The sequence below is a fragment of the Photobacterium sp. NCIMB 13483 genome (assembly GCF_003025475.1).
Lineage (GTDB): Bacteria > Pseudomonadota > Gammaproteobacteria > Enterobacterales > Vibrionaceae > Photobacterium > Photobacterium piscicola.
This window is the reverse complement of the sequence record NZ_PYLV01000001.1, coordinates 197,183-217,915: the sequence shown is the minus strand read 5'-3', so window position 1 is coordinate 217,915 and position 20,733 is coordinate 197,183. Positions and strand designations below refer to the sequence as shown.

Here is a 20,733-nt window from a genome sequence, read left to right as displayed (position 1 = left end):
TACTAACACTGAGTACGGGCTGTTTACCATCAAAAATGATGTTTAAGTCATCGTGTGTAAATTAATGCTGTTGAGTGTGCTGTTGTAAGAAGTTAACCGCTTTATCTGGAAAATCAGTAAAAACACCATCAACCCCCGCTTGATTATAAAACACCTCTAACATGCCATCGTAATCTTTAGCATAGGCTGGAATACGATCTTTATCCGCTCTAAAAGTATAAGGATGCACAACCATACCGTTCGCATGGGCATTTTTCACCATATCGGTGAGTTCAATGTGACCTAAAGTTGAACTGTCTTTCACTATCATCGGTTTCCACGGGCCAATACCATCAGCATATTGAGACAAGACTTTCATACCATTTGGCTCAAACATCCAATCATAACTATAAGGATGTGCTTTACCTGCTTTGTCATACTCCATGGTCTCATTCCAATCTGTTTCCGCCATCAACTGTACTAAATTCAAATCCATGCCCATGGCTGGCATTAATTGATCATTAATACGTTTAAGCTCATTGAAATCAAACGTTTGTAAATAAACATTACTGTTTTTATCAATATAACCATATTGCTTTAGTACTGTTAATACCGCTTTACTGATGTCTTTGCCTTCATGGCGATGAAACCATGGCGCTTTAATTTCTGGATACAAGCCAATGTCATAACCCAAGGTTTTATTTAACCCCTGAATCATTTCAATTTCTTCTTGGAACGTTGGAACGGTAAAATGAGACTTCCAAATAGGGAACCGTTCAGAGAAACCTTGTACTTGCTTACCTTCCTTAATATCAAAGCCTTCTGTCACACTTAACTGTTTAATCTCTGCCAAGGTAAAATCAATCGCATAAAAACGACCATCTTTACGGGCTCGATTGGGAAAAACAGCAGCAACATTGGTCACCCGATCCAGATAATGGTCATGTAACACCACCAACTTATCATCTTTCGTCATTACCACATCTTGTTCGATATAATCTGGCTTCATCGCATAAGCAAGTGCCTTTGCTGGTAAGGTATGTTCAGGTAAATAACCTGATGCACCACGGTGGGCAATAACGACTTTATCAGTATTAGGTTGAGCAATAACATGCGTGGACAATACAGCGCAGCCAATCATTGTTGCTAGAATCATTTTTTTCATTATTATTCCTTCAATCACACATTGGTTCATATCGAACATATAAATGCTCATTCGAAACAAATGATACGGATAATAAATGACAGTTTTGCGATCGAATGCGTATATAATGCTTTTTTCAGCTTAAATAATAACTTTAATTCTCAAATGGTGACTTTAATTCCAAAGTGGAATAAAGCTATTAAATATTCATCGTATCGACTTATTTGTTTCATACTTTGCTTCTACCACGTCTATAACGTGATAAAAATCAAACAGTAATAACAGTAATAACAGTAATAACAGTAATAACAGTAATAACAGTAATAACAGTAATAACAGTAATAACAGTAATAACAGTAATAACAGTAATAACAGTAATAACAGTAATAACAGTAATAATCATATAAACAAGCTGACATTACGCCGATAACATAAAATAAAGATATAAAAAAACCGAGGCAGAATACCTCGGTTTGATAAACAACAGATTTAATTATTTACGACGCCAAGTTGTACCTTGTGCACCATCTTCTAAAATAATGCCCATCGCAAGTAACTTATCACGCGCATCATCAGCAGCAGCCCAATCTTTCGCAGCACGCGCATCTAAACGCTGTTGAATTAACCCTTCAATTTCAGCCACGTCATCTTCTTCACCTGCACCACCTTGTAAAAAAGTTTCAGGATCTTGAGATAATAAGCCTAAAATGTCAGCCAACTCTCGCATACGCGCACCTAACAAAGATGCAGCTGCAATATCATCCGTTTTAAGACGGTTGATCTCACGCGCCATATCAAACAATGTAGAATATGCTTCAGGCGTATTGAAATCATCATCCATCGCTTCTTTAAAACGAGCAACGAACTCTTCACCACCAGCAGCTTCTACTGATGTATCTAAGCCACGTAGTGACGTATATAAACGCTCAAGTGCTGAACGCGCTTGTTTAAGATTATCTTCACTGTAATTAAGCTGGCTACGGTAATGACCAGACATTAAGAAGTAACGTACAGTTTCAGGATCATAATGATTTAATACGTCGCGAATAGTGAAGAAATTACCTAGTGATTTAGACATCTTTTCACGATCAACCATCACCATGCCACTGTGCATCCATGTATTCACATATTGACCATCGTGAGCACAGCATGATTGCGCAATTTCATTTTCGTGGTGAGGGAATTGTAAATCTGAGCCACCACCATGAATATCAAAATGATCGCCAAGAATAGATGAGTTCATCGCTGAACATTCAATATGCCAACCAGGGCGACCAGGGCCCCATGGTGATTCCCATGTTGGTTCACCAGGCTTCGACATTTTCCACAAAACAAAGTCTAACGGACTGCGTTTTGCCATATCGATATCAACGCGCGCACCCGCTTGAAGTTGATCAAGATCTTGCTTAGAAAGACGACCATAATCGTCATACTTGCTCACTTCAAACATTACATCGCCATTTGATGCAACATAAGCAAAGCCACGTTCAATTAAACGCTCACAAAGCGCAATAATTTCAGCAATAAATTGCGTCGCACGTGGTTCAACATCAGGACGTTTCATGCCTAAAGCATCAAAGTCAGCATGCATTTCACTAATTAGGCGTTCTGTTAATGATTCACAGCTTTCACCATTTTCAGCAGCACGCTTAATGATTTTGTCATCGATATCAGTAATGTTACGAACAAAAGTAAGATCGTAGCCTGAGTAACGCAAATAACGCGACACAACATCAAAAGAGACAAATGTACGACCATGTCCGATATGACATAAATCGTAGATCGTAACGCCACAAACGTACATACCGACTTTGCCAGGATGGATGGGTGTAAATACTTCTTTTTGTCGTGTGAGCGAATTATAGATCTTTAACATGTCTCAGCATTACTCATTAATTTCAAATTTGTCGTAATTACACCTTTTATAGCATTTGATCGCAAGGAAAATTCAAGGATGGATGCTATTTTAGCAATTAGTGCAGATTAAGCGGGTAATGTTTGTCTGACACGGCTAAGGTAAGTTAATATCCACGCTTAAAGAAAATACTCCATTAAAGGAAAAAATCATGATCACTCTTCACACAAATTTCGGTGACATCAAAATTAATCTTTTTGAAGATAAAGCACCGGTAACATGTGCTAACTTCCTACAATACTGCCGTGACGGTTTCTATAATGGCACTATTTTCCACCGCGTTATTGATGGTTTCATGGTTCAAGGCGGCGGCATGCTTCCTGGTATGGAAGAGAAAGAAACTCGCGCAACAATCAACAATGAAGCAAACAATGGCCTAAGCAACAAAACAGGCACATTAGCAATGGCGCGTACTAACGCACCACACTCTGCTAGCTCACAGTTCTTCATTAACGTAAAAGATAACAACTTCCTAGACTTCACTGGCGAAAACATGAGTGGCTGGGGCTACTGTGTATTTGCTGCTGTTGTTGAAGGCATGGATGTAGTAAACAAAATCAAAGCAGTAAAAACAGGCCGTAACGGTTACCACGACGACGTGCCTGTTGAAGACGTTATCATCGAAAACGTAACAATCGAAGACTAATACTTCGCAAAGGGCGGTCAATTACCGCCCTTTATTAATCTCTTATGACCACATTATTTATCTCAGATTTGCACTTAAGTGCTGAACGTCCTGACATTACCGCTTGTTTCTTACGCTTTATGGCCGAAGAAACCCACCATATCGATGCCTTGTATGTATTAGGGGATTTATTTGAAATGTGGATAGGCGATGATGAAGACTCCCCTTTCTTACAGCAAGTCAAGCATGCCTTCAAAATGCTGACTGATGCTGATACACCGTGTTACTTTATTCATGGCAACCGTGACTTTTTAATTGGTAAACAATTTAGCCGTCAAACGGGAATAACCTTATTGCCTCAGCATACGGTGGTTGATCTATATGGTACACCAACCTTAATTTTACACGGTGATACGCTATGTATTGAAGATCAAGCCTACCAACGTTACCGTAAAAAAGTTCACAATCCTGTTATCCAATGGTTGTTTGCCCGATTACCATTATCATACCGAGTTAAAGTCGGGGATAAATTCCGCAGTAACAGTGGTAAGAATAATCAAACTAAAAGCCAATCGATTATGGATGTTACTCAAGCAGAAGTGGTACGGGTAATGCGCGATGCACATGTCACTCAAATGATTCATGGCCACACACATCGACCTGATATTCATGATCTTGATATTGATGGCATTCCTGCACAACGCATTGTTCTTGGTGATTGGTATGATCATGGCTCAGTGCTGGTATATCACCCCGATGGATATCAATTAGAAACACGCGATTTCAGTGCTTCTAACTCGAAATAATAAGTATAAAAAAAGGTACGACATGCGTACCTTTTTTATTGCTATAAAATCTCATACTGATCATTTATTAGCGTAATACTTATTGTGCTTTTACCACTGCATTAGGTATCACTTTTCTATCAGCAAGCCATGAGCGGTACATAGTGAACGAAGTATAAAACACCACGATACACACTAGCCACGATAACACATGCATATTTAATGACTTCACTAAATATGCAGCAATGATCACCATTATCGGTCCAACAACGGCAACGGTTACCGTTGCGCGACTATTAAAACGATTATGGCGAATAAAGCTAGCTGATGAGAAAAAGCTTAAAAATGCACATGAACACATCATGACCGGAAAGGCCGCCAACGGATTCATCCCCAGAAGGTAAATCATTACCATACAGGGTGCATACAAACCAATACCCACCGTCATTAACGCGCCAAAAATAAAGTTACCAATAATTCCAATAACCAATTTCCAGCCGCTTAAACCCAGGCTACTGCCACCTAATGGAAAGAGCTTTAATTGACCAGCAAGCATTAAGCCTGCCACAATTAACAAAGCAACACTCATTACGATGCGAATATGTTGCCGATCCCAACTAGAAACTAACCGCGCCCCCATTGTGGCACCAACGCAGGCTGCCGCCACCAAGCTTAATAATGTCACTGAATCAACAGCGACAGCAGTCATAAAAATAAATGACTGAAACACAGTGGGGAGTACTGATTGGCTATTCAGTGTTCCAGGTAATTGTTGATCATCAATAAGCTTAAACTGTTTATAACCTGAGGTCATAATGGCAAAACTGCCAATACCTAAAGTGTCACAAAAGTGCGCAAAGCCACCGATAATCGCAATCGGGATAATACGTGTATCAGCTTCCTGCTTGTGATTTCTTCGCCATGCTGCCAACAACATCACACAAAAGATACCACCACCAACAAGCAATCCCGCTTGTATCAAGGTAAATATGGACATAACTACTATTAAACAAAAAAGAGGGTTATTTGAGGAGCACAAAAGGTGCATTGCAAATGGCAATTATTCCAGCCGCAAATATTATGTACTTATACGCTATGAGTTACCATTGTTTTAGTCATTCCATCAATATATTGCGGTAAATATAAACACTGATTGCTAATTGAGATAATGAAAACGTAAACTACCCCTAATTTCTTTATTAAAATCGGCTTAAAAAAGATGTCAAAACACCATAATGAATGTCCTTGCGGCAGCCACAAACCGCTTGTTGAATGCTGTAAACCCATTCATCTTAATCATGCATTAGCAACCCATCCAGAACAGCTTATGCGTGCGCGTTACAGTGCTCATGTGCTGGGTTTAGTTGATTTTGTAATACAAACATATCACGCCAGTTGTGAAGCAGAACATCACCGTGAAGCCATTGCCGAGTCGATTAACCTTAAATGGCTAGGCCTAGAAGTTATTAGCAGTGAAATTGCGGCTGATGGTCAGGGTTTTGTTGAATTTAAAGCAGGTTATAAAGAAGCAGGTGAAGAATATATACTGCAAGAGCGTTCTCGATTTGTGCAAGAATCCATTAATGGTCAATGCTATTGGTTTTACATTGATGGTGAATACCCTCAGCCACCACCAAGCGAACAACCGCCAGCACCGAAGCCAATAACCGTTACTAAAACTGTTGGTCGTAATGATCCTTGTTCATGCGGTAGCGGTAAAAAATATAAAAAATGTTGTGGCTAATGCTAGCGTATTAACACCACTCATCAATAAAACTGAGTAAGGATGCTCAGTTTTATTGATACATTATTTGTTGCGCTATTGAAAAAACACACTTAAATAATTTACATTTAAAGAATGCTATCCTCTATCTTTGATTTTAAAAGTAAAACAATCCATTATAGTTCATCACCTTACCAATAAAAACACTGCATCCCATCCCTTCAGCGCATCAATACAAACAATTAACATTTATTTTAACTTTTCGCTTAAATTATTGTTGCAAAAAACAACAGCCTTCGTTAGTGTGAATGACAACAACAAATAATGTTCACCCTTATTGAGTAACTATTTATGCGTATCCAAATGATTCTATCTCAACATCATCATCATCCTGACTAGTCTTTCGGGAGGATACGCCTCACCCTGGAAGACGTCTTTTTTCTTCCAGTGGTCATAACGGAATATCTCATTCAGACCCTCGGAAGAAACTTCTTTCGAGGGTTTTTTAATACCTGATTTTCAATTTGAAATTTTTATTATTTGAATGAATTTAGACAAGGAATATACCTATGCAAACACAACGATTACGCATTGCGATTCAGAAAAAAGGCCGTCTTAGCAAAGAGTGCCAAGATCTACTTAAACGCTGCGGTGTTAAATTTAATATGGTCGGTGAGCGATTAGTGGTTCACGCCGAAAATATGCCAATTGATTTATTACTCGTTCGAGATGATGACATTCCCGGTCTGATCATGGATGGCGTGGTGGATTTAGGTGTTATTGGTGAAAATGAACTTGAAGAAGTTAGTCTAGAGCGCGCAGCACGTAACGAAGCCAGTGATTATCTCAAACTACGTCGACTAGATTTTGGCGGCTGCCGTCTTTCTATTGCGATTGATAAAGACATTGATTACAACGGCCCACAAGATCTTAATGGCAAACGTATTGCAACTACTTACCCACAATTAGTCAAACGCTACATGGACAATATTGGGGTTCAATTTACAACCTGTATGCTCAATGGTTCTGTCGAAGTTGCACCACGAGCAGGTTTAGCCGATGCCATTTGTGATTTGGTATCGACAGGTGCCACCCTTGAAGCTAATGGCTTAAAAGAAGCCGAAGTAATCTTGCGATCTAAAGCGGTATTAATTCAATCAATGGCAGTGATCAGCGCTGAAAAACAAGCCCTAATTGAACGATTACTTATTCGTATTCAAGGTGTTATTCAAGCTAAAGAATCTAAATACATCATGCTACACGCGCCCACTGATCGCCTTGACCAAATTAAACAATTATTACCAGGCGCTGAAGATCCAACCGTATTACCATTAGCAGGAGATAAAAGCCGCGTTGCAATCCACCTTGTGAGCTCTGAAAATCTGTTCTGGGAAACCATGGAGCAACTTAAAGAATTAGGTGCGAGCTCTATTTTAGTCTTGCCCATTGAAAAAATGATGGAGTAAGTCATGAAAACCGTACTATGGCAATCACTCACAAAAGACCAGCAACAACAACTGTTGGCGCGCCCTGCTGTAAATAACAGCGCGAATATCACGGCTATTGTCAGTGACATTATTCAACAAGTCCGTCAACAAGGCGATGGTGCACTATTTACGCTTACCGAAAAATTTGATGGTATTCGCCCTACAACACTCGCTGTTTCAACAACTGACGTTAATGCGGCTTGTGCTCGATTAAGTGATGATATGAAAGCATCCTTAGAGCAAGCACATCGTAATATCACCACCTTCCACCTTGCACAACAACAACCAACATTACGCGTTGAAACACAAGCAGGAGTGATTTGTGAACAAGTTACGCGTCCGATTAATTCAGTTGGGTTATATATTCCCGGCGGCAGTGCGCCATTACCATCAACCGTATTAATGTTAGGTGTGCCGGCTCAAATTGCAGGTTGTCGTAAAATCGTATTATGTTCCCCACCTCCAATTGCCGATGAAATTTTGTATGTTGCCAAACTATGTGGCATTGATGCTATTTACAACGTAGGGGGATCACAAGCGATTGCCGCAATGGCTTATGGTACTGACACTATTGCCAGTGTTGATAAGATTTTTGGCCCAGGTAATGCCTTTGTTACCGAAGCAAAACGACAAGTCAGTAATGACTTCAACGGTGCAGCAATTGATATGCCAGCCGGCCCCTCTGAAGTATTAGTCATTGCCGATGAAACAGCTGATCCTGAATTTATTGCCGCTGATTTATTAAGCCAAGCCGAACACGGGCCTGATTCACAAGTTATCTTAGTCACTTCAAGCCAAACTATTGCCGATCAAACTGCAGCAGCGATTGAAAATCAATTGCGCCAACTAACACGGGCTGATATTGCTCAACAAGCTTTAACATCTAGCCTTTTGATCGTAACCGAAACATTGCACCAATGTGTGGCTATTTCCAATCAATATGGTCCTGAACACTTAATTGTTCAAACCTGTGAGCCAAGAGAGTTAGTATCATTGCTTGATAATGCTGGTTCAATTTTCTTAGGTAAATGGTCACCTGAATCTGTGGGGGATTATGCTTCAGGCACTAACCACGTATTACCAACCTATGGCTATACCCGCACTTATTCAAGTCTCGGCTTAGCTGATTTTAGTAAACGAATGACAATACAAGAATTATCTGCCGACGGTTTACTCGGTATTGCAAAAACAGTGACCACAATTGCAGAAGCTGAAGGCCTTGACGCTCACAAACACGCTGTCACTATTCGGGTTAATAAATTAACTGCACAACAAGAGAATTGATCATGAACATAGCCCAACTAGCCCGTAAAACCGTGCGAGAATTAACCCCTTATCAATCAGCCCGTCGTTTAGGCGGTAAAGGTGATATTTGGCTTAATGCTAATGAATCACCATTTGCCAATGAATACAGTATTAATCTTGCTGGATTAAACCGTTATAGCGAGTGCCAACCACCAGAGCTGATCAAGGCTTATGCTGACTATGCTGGCGTTGACCCACAACAGGTTCTAACTTCTCGCGGTGCCGATGAAGGTATTGAGCTGATCATTAAAGCTTTCTGTGAACCCAATTGCGACAGCATTCTCTATTGTCCACCCACTTATGGTATGTATGCCATTAGTGCAGAAATCAATGATGTTAGTACCAAAGTTGTACCATTAACGCCAGAATGGCAATTAGACCTTACTGTCATTGCCGAGCAACTTGATAACGTCAAAATCGTGTTTGCTTGTAGTCCTAATAACCCAACCGGTAATTTATTAGCACGTAAAGATATTATCGCCTTACTTGAAATGACCACTGATAAAGCAATAGTAGTTATTGATGAGGCGTATATTGATTTTAGCCTTCAAGATAGCGTTAAAGATTTATTAACAACGTATCCACATCTGGTTATTTTGCGAACATTATCTAAAGCGTTTGCACTAGCAGGACTACGTTGTGGCTTTACTTTAGCCAATAAAGAAATCATTGAAATTCTACTTAAAATTATAGCCCCTTACCCTGTACCCGTACCTGTTACTGAAATTGCAGTACAAGCCTTATCACCAGCAGGCCGCGCGCGCACCAAATTTCAAGTATTAGACTTATGTGCTAACCGCGCTTATCTACAAGCAGGTCTTAGCATGTTAGCCGGCGTTACTGTCTTTGATGGGTATGGTAACTACTTGCTAGTAAAATTTGCTGATGCCGATAAATTATTTAATGCGCTATGGGATAACGGCATTATTTTACGTCGTTCACCGATTGAAAACTGCATTCGTATCAGTGTCGGTAACCGTGACGAATGTGAAAAAACTCTCGCGTTTATTCGCGGCCAATTACAACAATAATTAATAAGGACATTGATTGTGAGCAAAGAGAAAATTCTATTTATCGACCGTGATGGCACCTTAATTGTTGAGCCACCTGTCGACTTTCAAGTTGATCGATTAGACAAACTACAATTTGAAGCCAATGTTATTCCGGCATTACTTGCACTTCAAAATGCCGGTTATACCTTAGTGATGGTCACCAACCAAGACGGCCTCGGTACTCACAGTTATCCCCAAGCTGATTTTGATGCCCCTCATACGATGATGATGGATATTTTTAGCTCACAAGGAATTCACTTTAGTGACGTATTGATCTGCCCCCACTTTGACCACCAGCAATGCAGTTGTCGTAAGCCAAAGTTGGGGTTAGTCAAAAACTACTTACAGCAAGGTCGCGTTGATTTTGCTACTTCAGCAGTGATTGGTGATCGTCAAACAGATCTTCAATTAGCAGAAAATATGGCGATCCGAGGTATTCAATACCACCCGCAAACAATGAACTGGCAACAGATCGTCACCGATCTCACCACCCAACCACGGATCGCAGAAGTGGTACGTACCACTAAAGAAACAAATATTCATGTCAAAGTGAATTTAGATCAAACGGGCGGTAATACAATTTCAACCGGATTAGGATTCTTTGATCACATGCTTGATCAAATCGCCACTCACGGTGGTTTTCAAATGACATTAACGGTTGATGGTGACTTACACATTGATGATCATCACAGTGTTGAAGATGCTGCCCTCGCCCTAGGCGAAGCACTACGTCAAGCGCTTGGAGATAAGCGAGGTATTGGCCGATTTGGATTTAGCTTACCGATGGACGAATGTTTGGCACAATGTGCGTTAGATTTGTCTGGTCGTCCTTATCTTAAATTTGATGCCACATTTAGTCGTGATCGTGTGGGTGATCTTTCTACGGAAATGGTACCTCACTTCTTTCGTTCATTGACCGATACCCTAGCCTGTACGCTGCACTTATCGTCAACAGGCAATAATGATCACCACATTGTTGAAAGTTTATTTAAAGCCTTTGGACGAACGCTGCGCCAAGCGATCAAAGTGGAAGGTAATGAGCTTCCAAGCAGCAAAGGAGTGTTGTAATGACAGCACCATCCATCGCCAACACCATCACTAACACCAAGCAACGGGTGGTGATTATTGATACTGGATGCGCCAATGTCTCTTCGGTTAGATTTGCCATTGAGCGCTTAGGCTATCAGGTACAAATAAGTAAAGACCCGCAAGTGGTATTAGCCGCGGATAAGTTGTTTTTACCCGGTGTGGGTACAGCCAGCGAAGCAATGCATAATCTTGAGCAACGTGATTTAGTCAACTTGGTAAAACAAGTAACCAAACCGTTATTAGGTATCTGTTTAGGAATGCAGCTACTTGGCAAAGAATCACAAGAACACGGTCAAAATGGCAACGACATTATTCCCTGTTTAGCTTTGTGTGATGCGTCAGTTGAGAAAATCCAAGCAGAGGGGTTACCACTTCCGCATATGGGTTGGAATACCATTACACCACAAGATAATCACCCGCTATTTAAAGATATTCCAGCGGGAAGCTATTTTTATTTCGTTCATAGCTATGCCATGCCAGTGTTTGACAATACCGCACAGCAAGGTGGCAAAACCATCGCCAGTGCGCAATATGGCCAAAGCTTTACAGCTGCAGTGCAAAGCGGTAATTACTATGGGGTGCAGTTTCACCCAGAACGCTCAAGTAAAGCTGGCGCGCAACTGATAAAGAACTTCTTAGAACTATAAAAAATCAGCAATAACCATACAAAGGACATGTGATGATTATTCCCGCATTAGACTTAATCGATGGACAAGTTGTGCGTCTATTTCAAGGCGATTACGGACAAGTGACTGAATATAATGTGAACCCAACAGAACAATTTGCCGTTTATCACCAAGCGGGGGCTAACTGGCTGCACTTGGTTGATTTAACTGGTGCTAAAAATACTCAAGCACGCCAACTGACGCTTATTCGTCAATTACTGGCAAGTACGCCAGCTAATATTCAAATTGGTGGCGGAGTACGCTGCGAACAAGATGTCAGTGATTTACTCCATGCTGGCGCACAACGGGTAGTTATTGGCTCAACTGCCGTTAAACAACCAGAAAGGGTTAAAGGTTGGATCGAAAAATACGGTACAGAGCATATTGTATTAGCCCTTGATATTAATATTGATAACAACGGCAACCGTATTGTAGCGGTATCAGGCTGGCAAGAAGACTCAGGTGTCACCATTGAAACGCTACTTGAAGACTTTCTAAAAGTAGGATTAAAACACGTCTTGTGTACTGATATTTCACGCGATGGCACACTCACAGGTTCAAACGTCGAATTGTATGTTGATTTATGCCGTCAATATCCACAAGTCCAATTTCAATCATCGGGCGGCATTGGCTCACTTGATGATATTACAGCATTAAAAGGTTCAGGCGTGGCTGGCGTCATTGTGGGTCGAGCTCTGCTTGACGGTAAATTTAGCGCTGAACAAGCGTTTACGTGTTGGAATAGCTAAGGAGAACACATGTTAGCTAAACGTATTATTCCTTGTTTAGATGTCCGTGATGGTCAGGTTGTAAAAGGCGTCCAATTTCGTAATCACGAAATCATTGGCGACATCGTACCACTGGCAAAACGTTACGCTGAAGAAGGTGCAGATGAACTGGTTTTCTATGATATTACCGCCTCAAGCGATGGCCGAGTCGTTGATAAAAGCTGGGTATCTCGCGTTGCAGAAGTGATTGATATTCCATTCTGTGTCGCAGGTGGCATCAAATCAGCTGAAGACGCAAGCCGTATTCTTCAATTTGGTGCCGATAAAGTTTCTATCAATTCACCAGCATTGGCTGATCCGTCATTAATCACCACACTAGCGAATAAGTTCGGTGTGCAATGTATTGTTGTCGGTATTGATTCCTATTTTGATGCTGAAACGGGTCAATATCAGGTCTATCAATTTACGGGAGATGAAAGCCGTACCAAAGCCACTCAATGGCAAACACGTGATTGGGTTGAAGAAGTCCAACGTCGTGGCGCAGGTGAAATCGTATTAAATATGATGAACCAAGACGGCGTGCGTAACGGTTACGACTTAGATCAACTCAATATGGTACGCAGTGTCTGTAACGTGCCTTTAATTGCTTCTGGTGGCGCGGGTGAAATGTCACACTTTCATGATGCATTTCAACTCGCCAATGTTGATGGCGCACTGGCGGCATCAGTATTTCATAAACAAATCATTAATATTGGTGAGTTAAAGCACTATCTAAAACAACAACAGCTGGAGATTCGACTATGAGTTTAACAACATCTATTGATTGGGAAAAAGTAGCCGGATTGATCCCTGCTATTATTCAAGATAACAACAGTGGCCAAGTATTAATGCTGGGCTACATGAATGATGAAGCGTTAGCTAAAACATTAGCCACTAAACAAGTCACTTTTTGGTCACGCACTAAAAATCGCTTATGGACCAAAGGGGAAACATCAGGCAACGTATTACACCTAAAAAGTATTCAGCTCGATTGCGATCAAGATACGTTATTAATTCAAGTCGATCCAATTGGCCCAACTTGTCATTTAAACACCACTAGTTGTTTTGGTAATGATGACACGACTAATACTCAACCGGCACTGGTGTTCCTTCATCAACTTGAACAAGTACTGGCTGATCGTAAAGGTGCAGATCCCGACTCATCTTACACCGCGAGCCTCTATAACCGTGGTACCAAACGTATATCGCAGAAAGTGGGCGAAGAAGGGGTTGAAGTCGCGCTTGCGGCAACGTCGGGTGATAAAGCGGAATTAGTCTGTGAATCAGCTGATCTTATTTACCACTTATTGGTTCTATTACAAGATCAGAATCTTGCTCTGGAAGATGTCATCAATAAACTTAAACAACGTCACCAACAATAATGAGTAATCGTCATTAATATGCAATACGTAATAATCTCATAAATCATACAATAAGATTCAAACAACACCTGTTATTCTGATGTTACTTATTTTATTACGCAACGAAATTGTTATTGCCGCATAAAAAAAGGAAGCTATGCTTCCTTTTTTATTCATTTAAATGCGTATTATCGCCCCAGTGCTTCTTTATAATGCGCGCGGCACACTGAGAGGTAAAGATCATTACCACCAATCTCAACCTGATTACCATCAGCAATAGCATTACCCGCTTCATCTTGACGAATAACCATATTTGCTTTACGACCACAGTGACAAATTGTTTTTAGCTCAACTAATTTATCAGCCCAAGATAATAAATAACGACTACCTTCAAATAACTCGCCAAGAAAATCAGTACGTAATCCATAACATAACACTGGAATATCTAATTTATCGACAACTTCAGTTAATTGATAAACTTGCTCTTTGGTTAAAAATTGGCATTCATCAATTAGCACACAATCAATTTTTCCTGCATTCGAAAAGTTGATTAATATCTGGTACAAATCATCTTTTGAATTAAATAATTCAGCATCTTCTTGTAAACCAATGCGAGAGCTAACTTTACCTTTACCAAAACGATCATCAATCGCCGCCGTAAAAATAATTGGCGTCATGCCGCGCTCACGGTAGTTAAATGATGATTGTAATAATGTGGTCGATTTCCCAGCGTTCATTGCTGAGTAATAGAAATACATCTGGGCCATTAGCTTTCCTAGTCATACGAATTACATTTAAAAATCGCGCAGATGCTACATAAAATTACTGGTAATGGAAAGTACCTAGGTCAACAACTGTTATTGTTACTATAAAAAAACCAGTTGATCATCATCAACTGGTTCAATTTACGCCCATTGGGTTATTTTAATAACGTTTACTATTAACGCAATGCCGCCCCTTTTAATGGTCGGCTCGACAACCATGATAAAAGGAAACACATTAATATAAATGCAACAGTTGCCACTAAAAATGCTAATGCTAATGAATCTGTAATCCCTAAGGTTAAGAATCCAATCGCAGAAATAACGGCCACAGATAATGCATAAGGTAATTGGGTCGCTACATGATCTATATGATGACAACGAGCACCTGTCGATGACAATATCGTCGTATCAGATATTGGAGAACAGTGATCACCAAACACCGAACCTGCAAGCACACTCGCAAGCATAGGTAACATTAAACTAATTTCAGTCGCCCCAGCGAGATCACCAGCAATAGGTAACATTATGCCAAATGTTCCCCATGAGGTGCCGGTTGAGAATGCCATAATGCCTGATAATAAAAACAGGATCATTGGTAGTAATGCTGGATTAATATTACCTTGAACAAGGGTAGATAAATATTGTCCCGTTTTCATATCACCAATAACGCCACCAATACTCCATGCAAACAATAGAATTAAAATTGCACCAAACATTGATTTTGCGCCAACCCAAAGCGTGTTACTGATCTCTTTTGCTGCAATACGTTGACGAAACACAGGAATAATCGCGGCAATTAAACCAAAGCTACCACCAAGACATAATGCTTGGCCAACATTGGTATTTTCAAAAGCGCCTAATAATGAAAATGGCTTACCTTCTGTAACAAGAACTTGATAGCCCGTAAATACCATAAAAAAGAACGTAGCAATAATAAGAATAATAATTGGCCACACTAAATCACCAACTCGTCCTTGCAAACTCTCTTTGATATCGAGCTCTTCTGTTAAGTCTTTCGCCTGATCATCAACATCACCGCCGACATCAGTTCCACGACCATGACAAGCCGCTCTTTCATGTTTTCTCATGGGTCCAATATCCCACTGGAACCATGACACCACAAACACCATTGCTAATGCAAAAATAGCATAAAAATTCATTGGAGCTAACGTCATAAAGGCACTTAATGGCGTATATTCAGTAACGCCGTGAGTCACTAATATTCCGCCGATAAGCGTAATAATGTAAGCTCCCCAACTTGATGCTGGCATTAATACACACATAGGTGCTGCCGTTGAATCAAGAATATAAGCAAGCTTTGAACGTGAAACTTGAAAACGATCAGTTACAGGACGGGCAATAGAACCAACCGCAAGGCTATTAAAATAGTCGTCGACAAAAATGAATACCCCTAAAAAAGCGGCCAAAAGTTTTGCCCCACGTTTGGTTTTAATTTTTGTCTGTGCCCACTCAGCAAAAGCACGAGTCCCCCCAGACAAAGTTAATAACGCAGTGGTCATCCCGAGCAATATTAAAAACAGCACAATACTCATATTCCAAGTATTTATGCCATCCTCTGCAATGAATAACCCTTTGATTGATGTAACAAGATAGGACGCTGTATTAGCGAAAGAAAAATCATTAAGAAATAATGCTCCAAGCACAACACCTGTACCTAAAGACAATAGAACTCTACGCGTAAGAATCGCCAAGCCAAGCGCGACTAATGGCGGAATAATGGATGTTAAGGAGTGGGAATAATCTATCAAAGTTTATAATCTCTACGACAACCAATTCTGGTTAGAAGATCTACTGCTAGATATAACCATGATGGCATATTAAATTGAGTATATAGAAAGAAGGTTAGCCTTCCCAGCCTCTACAGTAGCGCTCCATAGTTATATCTTTATCTACTATGGCAGTATTACACTTATTCAATGTAACCCCAGTAAGAGTATTTGATATATGCTTCTTACTTCGGCATTGACCCCTTTCACTAATAGTCATAGGTATCACCCTCATATTAGTTACTAATAAACAATGCACCTCTACCCTTATCATTAAAGATGTAATGAAACATTCTACGTAAACGATTCAACTTTGCAACACTGTAAGTTAAAATTATTAACAATAGATATCACAAATGGATTAGCAACAACTATAAAGGTTCAGCAATAACGAAGCGGTATACCATTTTTAATTTTATTATCATTTAACATATAAAGAGCAACAACAATAACTAAAACTGTTTGGCTCATATTTATACTTTTAATGAAGAAATATTTTATAAATAGTGTCATATACCGAACATAACTATTTTTTAAATAAAGAAATGATTAAAATGTTTTACACGTAATGTATAAAAGTATTACTATTGCAAAAAATGTTTTAATGCTGCTATTATTATTTACAGTTAATTAAAAATAACAGGAAATATAAAATGTCTGATGCAATGAAAGCGCTTTTAAACCTTCGAAGCCTACGCGCACTTTCGCGCGAATATACACTAGAGCAACTTGAAGAAGCGTTAGATAAACTAACAACAGTTGTTACTGAACGTTCAGAAGCTGAAGCTGAAGAACAAGCTAAAGAAAATGAGCGTAATGAAAAACTAGCTCAATATCGTGAAATGCTATTAGCCGACGGTATTGACCCAGAAGAATTACTAGCAAGTTTAGCAAAAGCACCAAAAACTAAACGTGCAACTCGTCCAGCTAAATATAAATTCATCGATGAAAATGGCGATGAAAAGACATGGACAGGCCAAGGCCGTACGCCTAGCGCGCTAAAGAAAGCATTAGATGATGGTCAATCTCTTGATGAGTTTGAAATCTAATCTAAGATTTTAAATAAAGAAGCCTAACTTGTTTAGGCTTTTTTTATATCTGCTATCAATATTACGATTATTATTTCGCTTATAAATATCGCTAGCAAGAATAAAACAATATATATTAGTGACAATCATAAATAACAAAAAAGCCAGACATTAATGCCTAGCTTTTTTATCACTCATTAAACTTGTATACAGATCTAATAATAACTGTGTTATTGAATACGATCAGCTAATGCACTTACTGCTAAAGCAAAATAATGCGAACGATTCCATTTAAGTAATGTTCGATAGTTTTCATATATTAGATAGGACTTACCTTCACCGCCATCAGGCTGAATTAACCATGCTTGAATATCAGCAGCAGGTAATGCACCATGACTGCTATTCATCACACCTAATTTTTTCCATTCTGCCAGTGTCTTTCCTTTTTCTGTTTCCGTACCTTCATAACTCTCAGCTAATACTTGTGACAACTTAACTGGACGTCCCCACGTATATTCACTATTCCAGCCAGAAAGTTTTAAATAATTAGCCGCTGAGGCAAAAACATCCGCTTTTGTATTCCAAATATCCGCTTTACCGTCGCCGTTACCATCAACAGCATAAGTAAGATAAGAGGTTGGCATAAATTGGCACTGACCCATCGCACCAGCCCAAGATCCCTTCATATCATCAATCGTAATATGACCATCTTGTAATATTTCTAATGCAGCCATGACTTGTTTACGAAATAGAGCTTCACGACGACCGTCATAAGCCAATGTTGCTAATGCTTCAACAACATTGTAATTACCTTGAATCTTGCCAAAATTACTTTCTACGCCCCATAAAGCGACAATAAACCGCGGTTGAACACCATATTGTTTACCAATACGTTCTAACGCTTCTTTATTTTGTTGATAGAGACGATTCGCTTGCTTTACTTTCCAGTCAGGCACTGCACGAGTAATATATTGCTCTAATAACAGTTTCTTTTCAGGTTGATTATTATCAGCTTTAACAGCATGCGCTGTATATTTAATACCGTTAAATGCGGCACCGATTATCGGTTCAGAAATACCTTTTTCACGCGCTTCTACTTTTAATTTATCCACATAGGCATCAAATCCTTCTTCATTAGCAAATGCAGAAGAGGACATTCCAACCCCAAGGGCAACAAAAATCGATATCAAACGCTTATACATAATAGCCTTATTTTATTATTTAGCGGCTTTATCAGCCTTATATTGTTCTAATAAATTAGTCACTGGTGGTGGTACCTGTAAATAAAAACCGACAGTACCCAATGCTTCTTTTACTTTCTCAACATCAGCCAGTGCCAACGTTCTACCTTCTAGCTTGATTACCATAACAAATTGAGGTTTGCCAAAGGTCGACATTAATTGTGCGGGCACGTCCGCAAAATCATCTTTTTTATTAATGTAGAGATAAGTATTGTCTTTTTTTAAACTTTTGTAGATTGAACACAACATATAATTAGCCTATTTCATTTATGCGCCATACATTTCAGCACAAGATTACGAGCAATCATTCACTATTGACTCAGTTTTAAGTTAATTGTGTGAGAAGTTTGTCTGAAAAACCAACGTCAGCGCAAGGATAGCTTGCCCCTAACCGCGAGTAAATATACCATGCTAGTACCTTTGTGATAATGAACTAAATGGTTAATTTAAAATCTTAGCCATAATATACCTATGACCAAGATAGCTGAACTAAAAGGGAGCTCGTTCACGCTCTCTGCTCTTCATTTAGTTGATAATGACATTAGTAAAGTAACTAATCAGCTAAAAGACAAAGTTGAACTTGCACCAAATTTTTTCGCTTCTGCACCCGTTGTTATTGATATCTCACAAGTTGATACAGATATTAATTTTGAACAACTAAAAGCGGGAGTGATCGATGCAGGTATGATCCCTGTCGGTATTGGTGGTTGTAAAAATAAAACACAGCAAACACAAGCAAAAGCAGCTGGTTTTGCTATTATGAATGCGGCAAGACCAGTTAAAGATGAGCCATCTGAATTTTTAACTGAAACATTAGATACCCCAGTAAGTACAGATAATAAAGAACCAACGTTAATTATTCGTACACCTGTTCGTTCTGGGCAGCAAATTTATGCTCGTAATCGTGATCTCGTTATTCTCAGTAATGTCAGTGCTGGTGCAGAAATTCTTTCCGATGGTTGTATCCATATTTATGGCACGCTACGTGGGCGCGCTATTGCGGGTGCAAATGGTGAGCAAAGTGCGACAATTTTCTGTCAAAACTTACAATCTGAACTAATTTCTGTTGCGGGAAACTACTGGCTGAGTGATAACATTCAGGAAGAGTTTTGGGGCAAAGGTGTTGTCATATCTCTTGAAGACAATAATCTCAGTATAGAACACCTAGCTTTATAAAAGTTTTAAGAAGGAATTGAGTAAATGGCACGAATTATCGTTGTTACCTCAGGTAAAGGCGGCGTTGGTAAAACAACATCAAGTGCTGCTCTTGCATCTGGTCTAGCACTGAGCGGTAAAAAAACTGCAGTTATCGATTTTGATATCGGCCTGCGTAATCTCGATCTCATTATGGGTTGTGAACGCCGTGTCGTTTATGACTTCGTTAATGTTATTAATGGCGAAGCAAATCTAAGTCAGGCGCTAATTAAAGATAAGCGTGTGGATAATCTTTTTGTATTGCCAGCCTCACAAACACGCGATAAAGACGCGCTGTCCCGTAATGGTGTCGAAAAAGTATTTAAAGAACTAGCCAAAATGGGTTTCGATTTTATTATCTGTGACTCACCAGCTGGTATCGAAACAGGTGCCTTAATGGCGCTGTATTTTGCAGATGAAGCGATTGTAACAACGAACCCTGAAGTGTCTTCAGTTCGTGACTCTGACCGTATCCTAGGTATTCTAGATTCGAAGTCTCGTCGTGCAGAAAAAGGCCGTGAACCAGTTAAACAACACCTTTTACTTACACGTTACAATCCTGCACGCGTTAACCAAGGTGAAATGCTAAGTGTACAAGATGTTGAAGAAATTCTTCACATTCCACTACTTGGTGTTATCCCTGAAAGCCAAGCAGTATTGAATGCATCCAACAAAGGTGAACCCGTTATCTTTGATAAAGGTTCCGATGCAGGACTAGCCTATGAAGACACAGTTGCACGTCTACTTGGTGAAGATCGTCCTTTCCGTTTCTTAGAAGAAGAAAAGAAAGGCTTCCTAAAACGTCTATTTGGAGGCTAAGTG

The 20,733-nt window shown here is 39.7% G+C and carries 22 protein-coding genes, 1 riboswitch and 1 other annotated feature; of the genes, 14 read left to right on the top strand and 8 right to left on the bottom strand.

Going from position 1 to position 20,733, the window contains the following annotated elements; translation table 11 throughout:
• Window positions 1-61: 61 nt before the first annotated feature.
• The 3 genes from glpQ to cysS all read right to left on the bottom strand — a co-directional run bounded on the left by glpQ (window position 62) and on the right by cysS (window position 2,999).
• Entirely contained in the window at window positions 62-1,144 is a 1,083-nt protein-coding gene (gene glpQ / locus C9I86_RS01035; protein WP_107275371.1) for a glycerophosphodiester phosphodiesterase, read from the bottom strand.
• Window positions 1,145-1,391: 247 nt separating this feature from the next.
• The gene (locus C9I86_RS20320) at window positions 1,392-1,526 is read right to left on the bottom strand and encodes a hypothetical protein (RefSeq protein ID WP_255418337.1); all 135 of its coding nucleotides are present in this window, start codon (window positions 1,524-1,526) and stop codon (window positions 1,392-1,394) included.
• Window positions 1,527-1,616: 90 nt separating this feature from the next.
• Entirely contained in the window at window positions 1,617-2,999 is a 1,383-nt protein-coding gene (gene cysS, locus C9I86_RS01030; RefSeq protein ID WP_107275370.1) for a cysteine--tRNA ligase, read from the bottom strand.
• 190 nt (window positions 3,000-3,189) lie between these two features.
• Here cysS and C9I86_RS01025 point away from each other — a divergent pair, with 190 nt between their 5' ends.
• Both C9I86_RS01025 and lpxH read left to right on the top strand, forming a co-directional pair.
• Window positions 3,190-3,684 (top strand): peptidylprolyl isomerase, encoded by a 495-nt coding sequence (locus C9I86_RS01025; RefSeq protein WP_036795443.1) that lies wholly within the window; start codon window positions 3,190-3,192, stop codon window positions 3,682-3,684.
• 44 nt (window positions 3,685-3,728) lie between these two features.
• Window positions 3,729-4,469, top strand: coding sequence for a UDP-2,3-diacylglucosamine diphosphatase (gene lpxH, locus C9I86_RS01020; protein ID WP_107275369.1), 741 nt, complete (start codon window positions 3,729-3,731; stop codon window positions 4,467-4,469).
• Between the two features lie 79 nt (window positions 4,470-4,548).
• On the opposite strand, the gene C9I86_RS01015 is transcribed toward lpxH, so the two are convergent.
• Window positions 4,549-5,445 (bottom strand): sulfite exporter TauE/SafE family protein, encoded by an 897-nt coding sequence (locus C9I86_RS01015; RefSeq protein ID WP_107275368.1) that lies wholly within the window; start codon window positions 5,443-5,445, stop codon window positions 4,549-4,551.
• 222 nt (window positions 5,446-5,667) lie between these two features.
• Here C9I86_RS01015 and C9I86_RS01010 point away from each other — a divergent pair, with 222 nt between their 5' ends.
• The 9 genes from C9I86_RS01010 (at window position 5,668) to hisIE (ending at window position 13,918) form a co-directional block, all read left to right on the top strand.
• Complete coding sequence (locus C9I86_RS01010; RefSeq protein ID WP_045039299.1) at window positions 5,668-6,192, top strand: YchJ family metal-binding protein; 525 nt, start codon at window positions 5,668-5,670, stop codon at window positions 6,190-6,192.
• Window positions 6,193-6,545: 353 nt separating this feature from the next.
• Window positions 6,546-6,681 (top strand) — a sequence feature (His leader region).
• Window positions 6,682-6,740: 59 nt separating this feature from the next.
• Window positions 6,741-7,637, top strand: coding sequence for an ATP phosphoribosyltransferase (hisG, locus tag C9I86_RS01005; protein ID WP_080156815.1), 897 nt, complete (start codon window positions 6,741-6,743; stop codon window positions 7,635-7,637).
• 3 nt (window positions 7,638-7,640) lie between these two features.
• The gene (hisD, locus tag C9I86_RS01000; RefSeq protein WP_107275367.1) at window positions 7,641-8,942 is read left to right on the top strand and encodes a histidinol dehydrogenase; all 1,302 of its coding nucleotides are present in this window, start codon (window positions 7,641-7,643) and stop codon (window positions 8,940-8,942) included.
• A gap of 8 nt (window positions 8,943-8,950) precedes the next feature.
• Window positions 8,951-9,994 (top strand): histidinol-phosphate transaminase, encoded by a 1,044-nt coding sequence (gene hisC / locus C9I86_RS00995; RefSeq protein ID WP_080157180.1) that lies wholly within the window; start codon window positions 8,951-8,953, stop codon window positions 9,992-9,994.
• 18 nt (window positions 9,995-10,012) lie between these two features.
• The gene (gene hisB, locus C9I86_RS00990; protein WP_369924794.1) at window positions 10,013-11,083 is read left to right on the top strand and encodes a bifunctional histidinol-phosphatase/imidazoleglycerol-phosphate dehydratase HisB; all 1,071 of its coding nucleotides are present in this window, start codon (window positions 10,013-10,015) and stop codon (window positions 11,081-11,083) included.
• The gene (gene hisH, locus C9I86_RS00985; protein WP_107275365.1) at window positions 11,083-11,751 is read left to right on the top strand and encodes an imidazole glycerol phosphate synthase subunit HisH; all 669 of its coding nucleotides are present in this window, start codon (window positions 11,083-11,085) and stop codon (window positions 11,749-11,751) included. The genes hisB and hisH overlap by 1 nt, the downstream gene beginning before the upstream one ends.
• A gap of 32 nt (window positions 11,752-11,783) precedes the next feature.
• Window positions 11,784-12,518, top strand: a complete 735-nt coding sequence (hisA, locus tag C9I86_RS00980; RefSeq protein WP_107275364.1) for a 1-(5-phosphoribosyl)-5-[(5-phosphoribosylamino)methylideneamino]imidazole-4-carboxamide isomerase — start codon at window positions 11,784-11,786, stop codon at window positions 12,516-12,518.
• Window positions 12,519-12,527: 9 nt separating this feature from the next.
• Window positions 12,528-13,301: an imidazole glycerol phosphate synthase subunit HisF gene (hisF, locus tag C9I86_RS00975; RefSeq protein ID WP_080156820.1), complete on the top strand. Its 774-nt coding sequence runs from the start codon at window positions 12,528-12,530 to the stop codon at window positions 13,299-13,301.
• The gene (hisIE, locus tag C9I86_RS00970) at window positions 13,298-13,918 is read left to right on the top strand and encodes a bifunctional phosphoribosyl-AMP cyclohydrolase/phosphoribosyl-ATP diphosphatase HisIE (RefSeq protein ID WP_107275363.1); all 621 of its coding nucleotides are present in this window, start codon (window positions 13,298-13,300) and stop codon (window positions 13,916-13,918) included. Before hisF ends, hisIE begins: the two co-directional genes overlap by 4 nt.
• A gap of 167 nt (window positions 13,919-14,085) precedes the next feature.
• Here the strand turns inward: hisIE and C9I86_RS00965 are convergent, their stop codons facing one another.
• The gene (locus C9I86_RS00965; protein ID WP_080156822.1) at window positions 14,086-14,664 is read right to left on the bottom strand and encodes a thymidine kinase; all 579 of its coding nucleotides are present in this window, start codon (window positions 14,662-14,664) and stop codon (window positions 14,086-14,088) included.
• 173 nt (window positions 14,665-14,837) lie between these two features.
• On the bottom strand, window positions 14,838-16,430 hold the full coding sequence (locus C9I86_RS00960) for a Na+/H+ antiporter NhaC family protein (RefSeq protein ID WP_080156823.1): 1,593 nt from the start codon (window positions 16,428-16,430) through the stop codon (window positions 14,838-14,840).
• A gap of 108 nt (window positions 16,431-16,538) precedes the next feature.
• Window positions 16,539-16,720: riboswitch (Lysine riboswitch) on the bottom strand.
• A gap of 381 nt (window positions 16,721-17,101) precedes the next feature.
• On the opposite strand from C9I86_RS00960, the gene C9I86_RS00955 reads away from it, so the two are divergent.
• On the top strand, window positions 17,102-17,497 hold the full coding sequence (locus tag C9I86_RS00955; protein ID WP_080156824.1) for an H-NS family nucleoid-associated regulatory protein: 396 nt from the start codon (window positions 17,102-17,104) through the stop codon (window positions 17,495-17,497).
• Between the two features lie 209 nt (window positions 17,498-17,706).
• Here C9I86_RS00955 and C9I86_RS00950 read toward each other — a convergent pair whose 3' ends face one another.
• Entirely contained in the window at window positions 17,707-18,678 is a 972-nt protein-coding gene (locus tag C9I86_RS00950) for a lytic transglycosylase domain-containing protein (protein ID WP_107275362.1), read from the bottom strand.
• A 15-nt stretch (window positions 18,679-18,693) separates the two neighbouring features.
• Window positions 18,694-18,966, bottom strand: coding sequence for a YcgL domain-containing protein (locus tag C9I86_RS00945; protein WP_080156826.1), 273 nt, complete (start codon window positions 18,964-18,966; stop codon window positions 18,694-18,696).
• A gap of 222 nt (window positions 18,967-19,188) precedes the next feature.
• Between C9I86_RS00945 and minC the strand changes: the two genes are divergently transcribed.
• Both minC and minD read left to right on the top strand, forming a co-directional pair.
• Complete coding sequence (gene minC, locus C9I86_RS00940; protein WP_080156827.1) at window positions 19,189-19,893, top strand: septum site-determining protein MinC; 705 nt, start codon at window positions 19,189-19,191, stop codon at window positions 19,891-19,893.
• Between the two features lie 24 nt (window positions 19,894-19,917).
• Window positions 19,918-20,730, top strand: coding sequence for a septum site-determining protein MinD (gene minD / locus C9I86_RS00935; RefSeq protein WP_045037275.1), 813 nt, complete (start codon window positions 19,918-19,920; stop codon window positions 20,728-20,730).
• The last annotated feature ends 3 nt before the right edge of the window (window positions 20,731-20,733 follow it).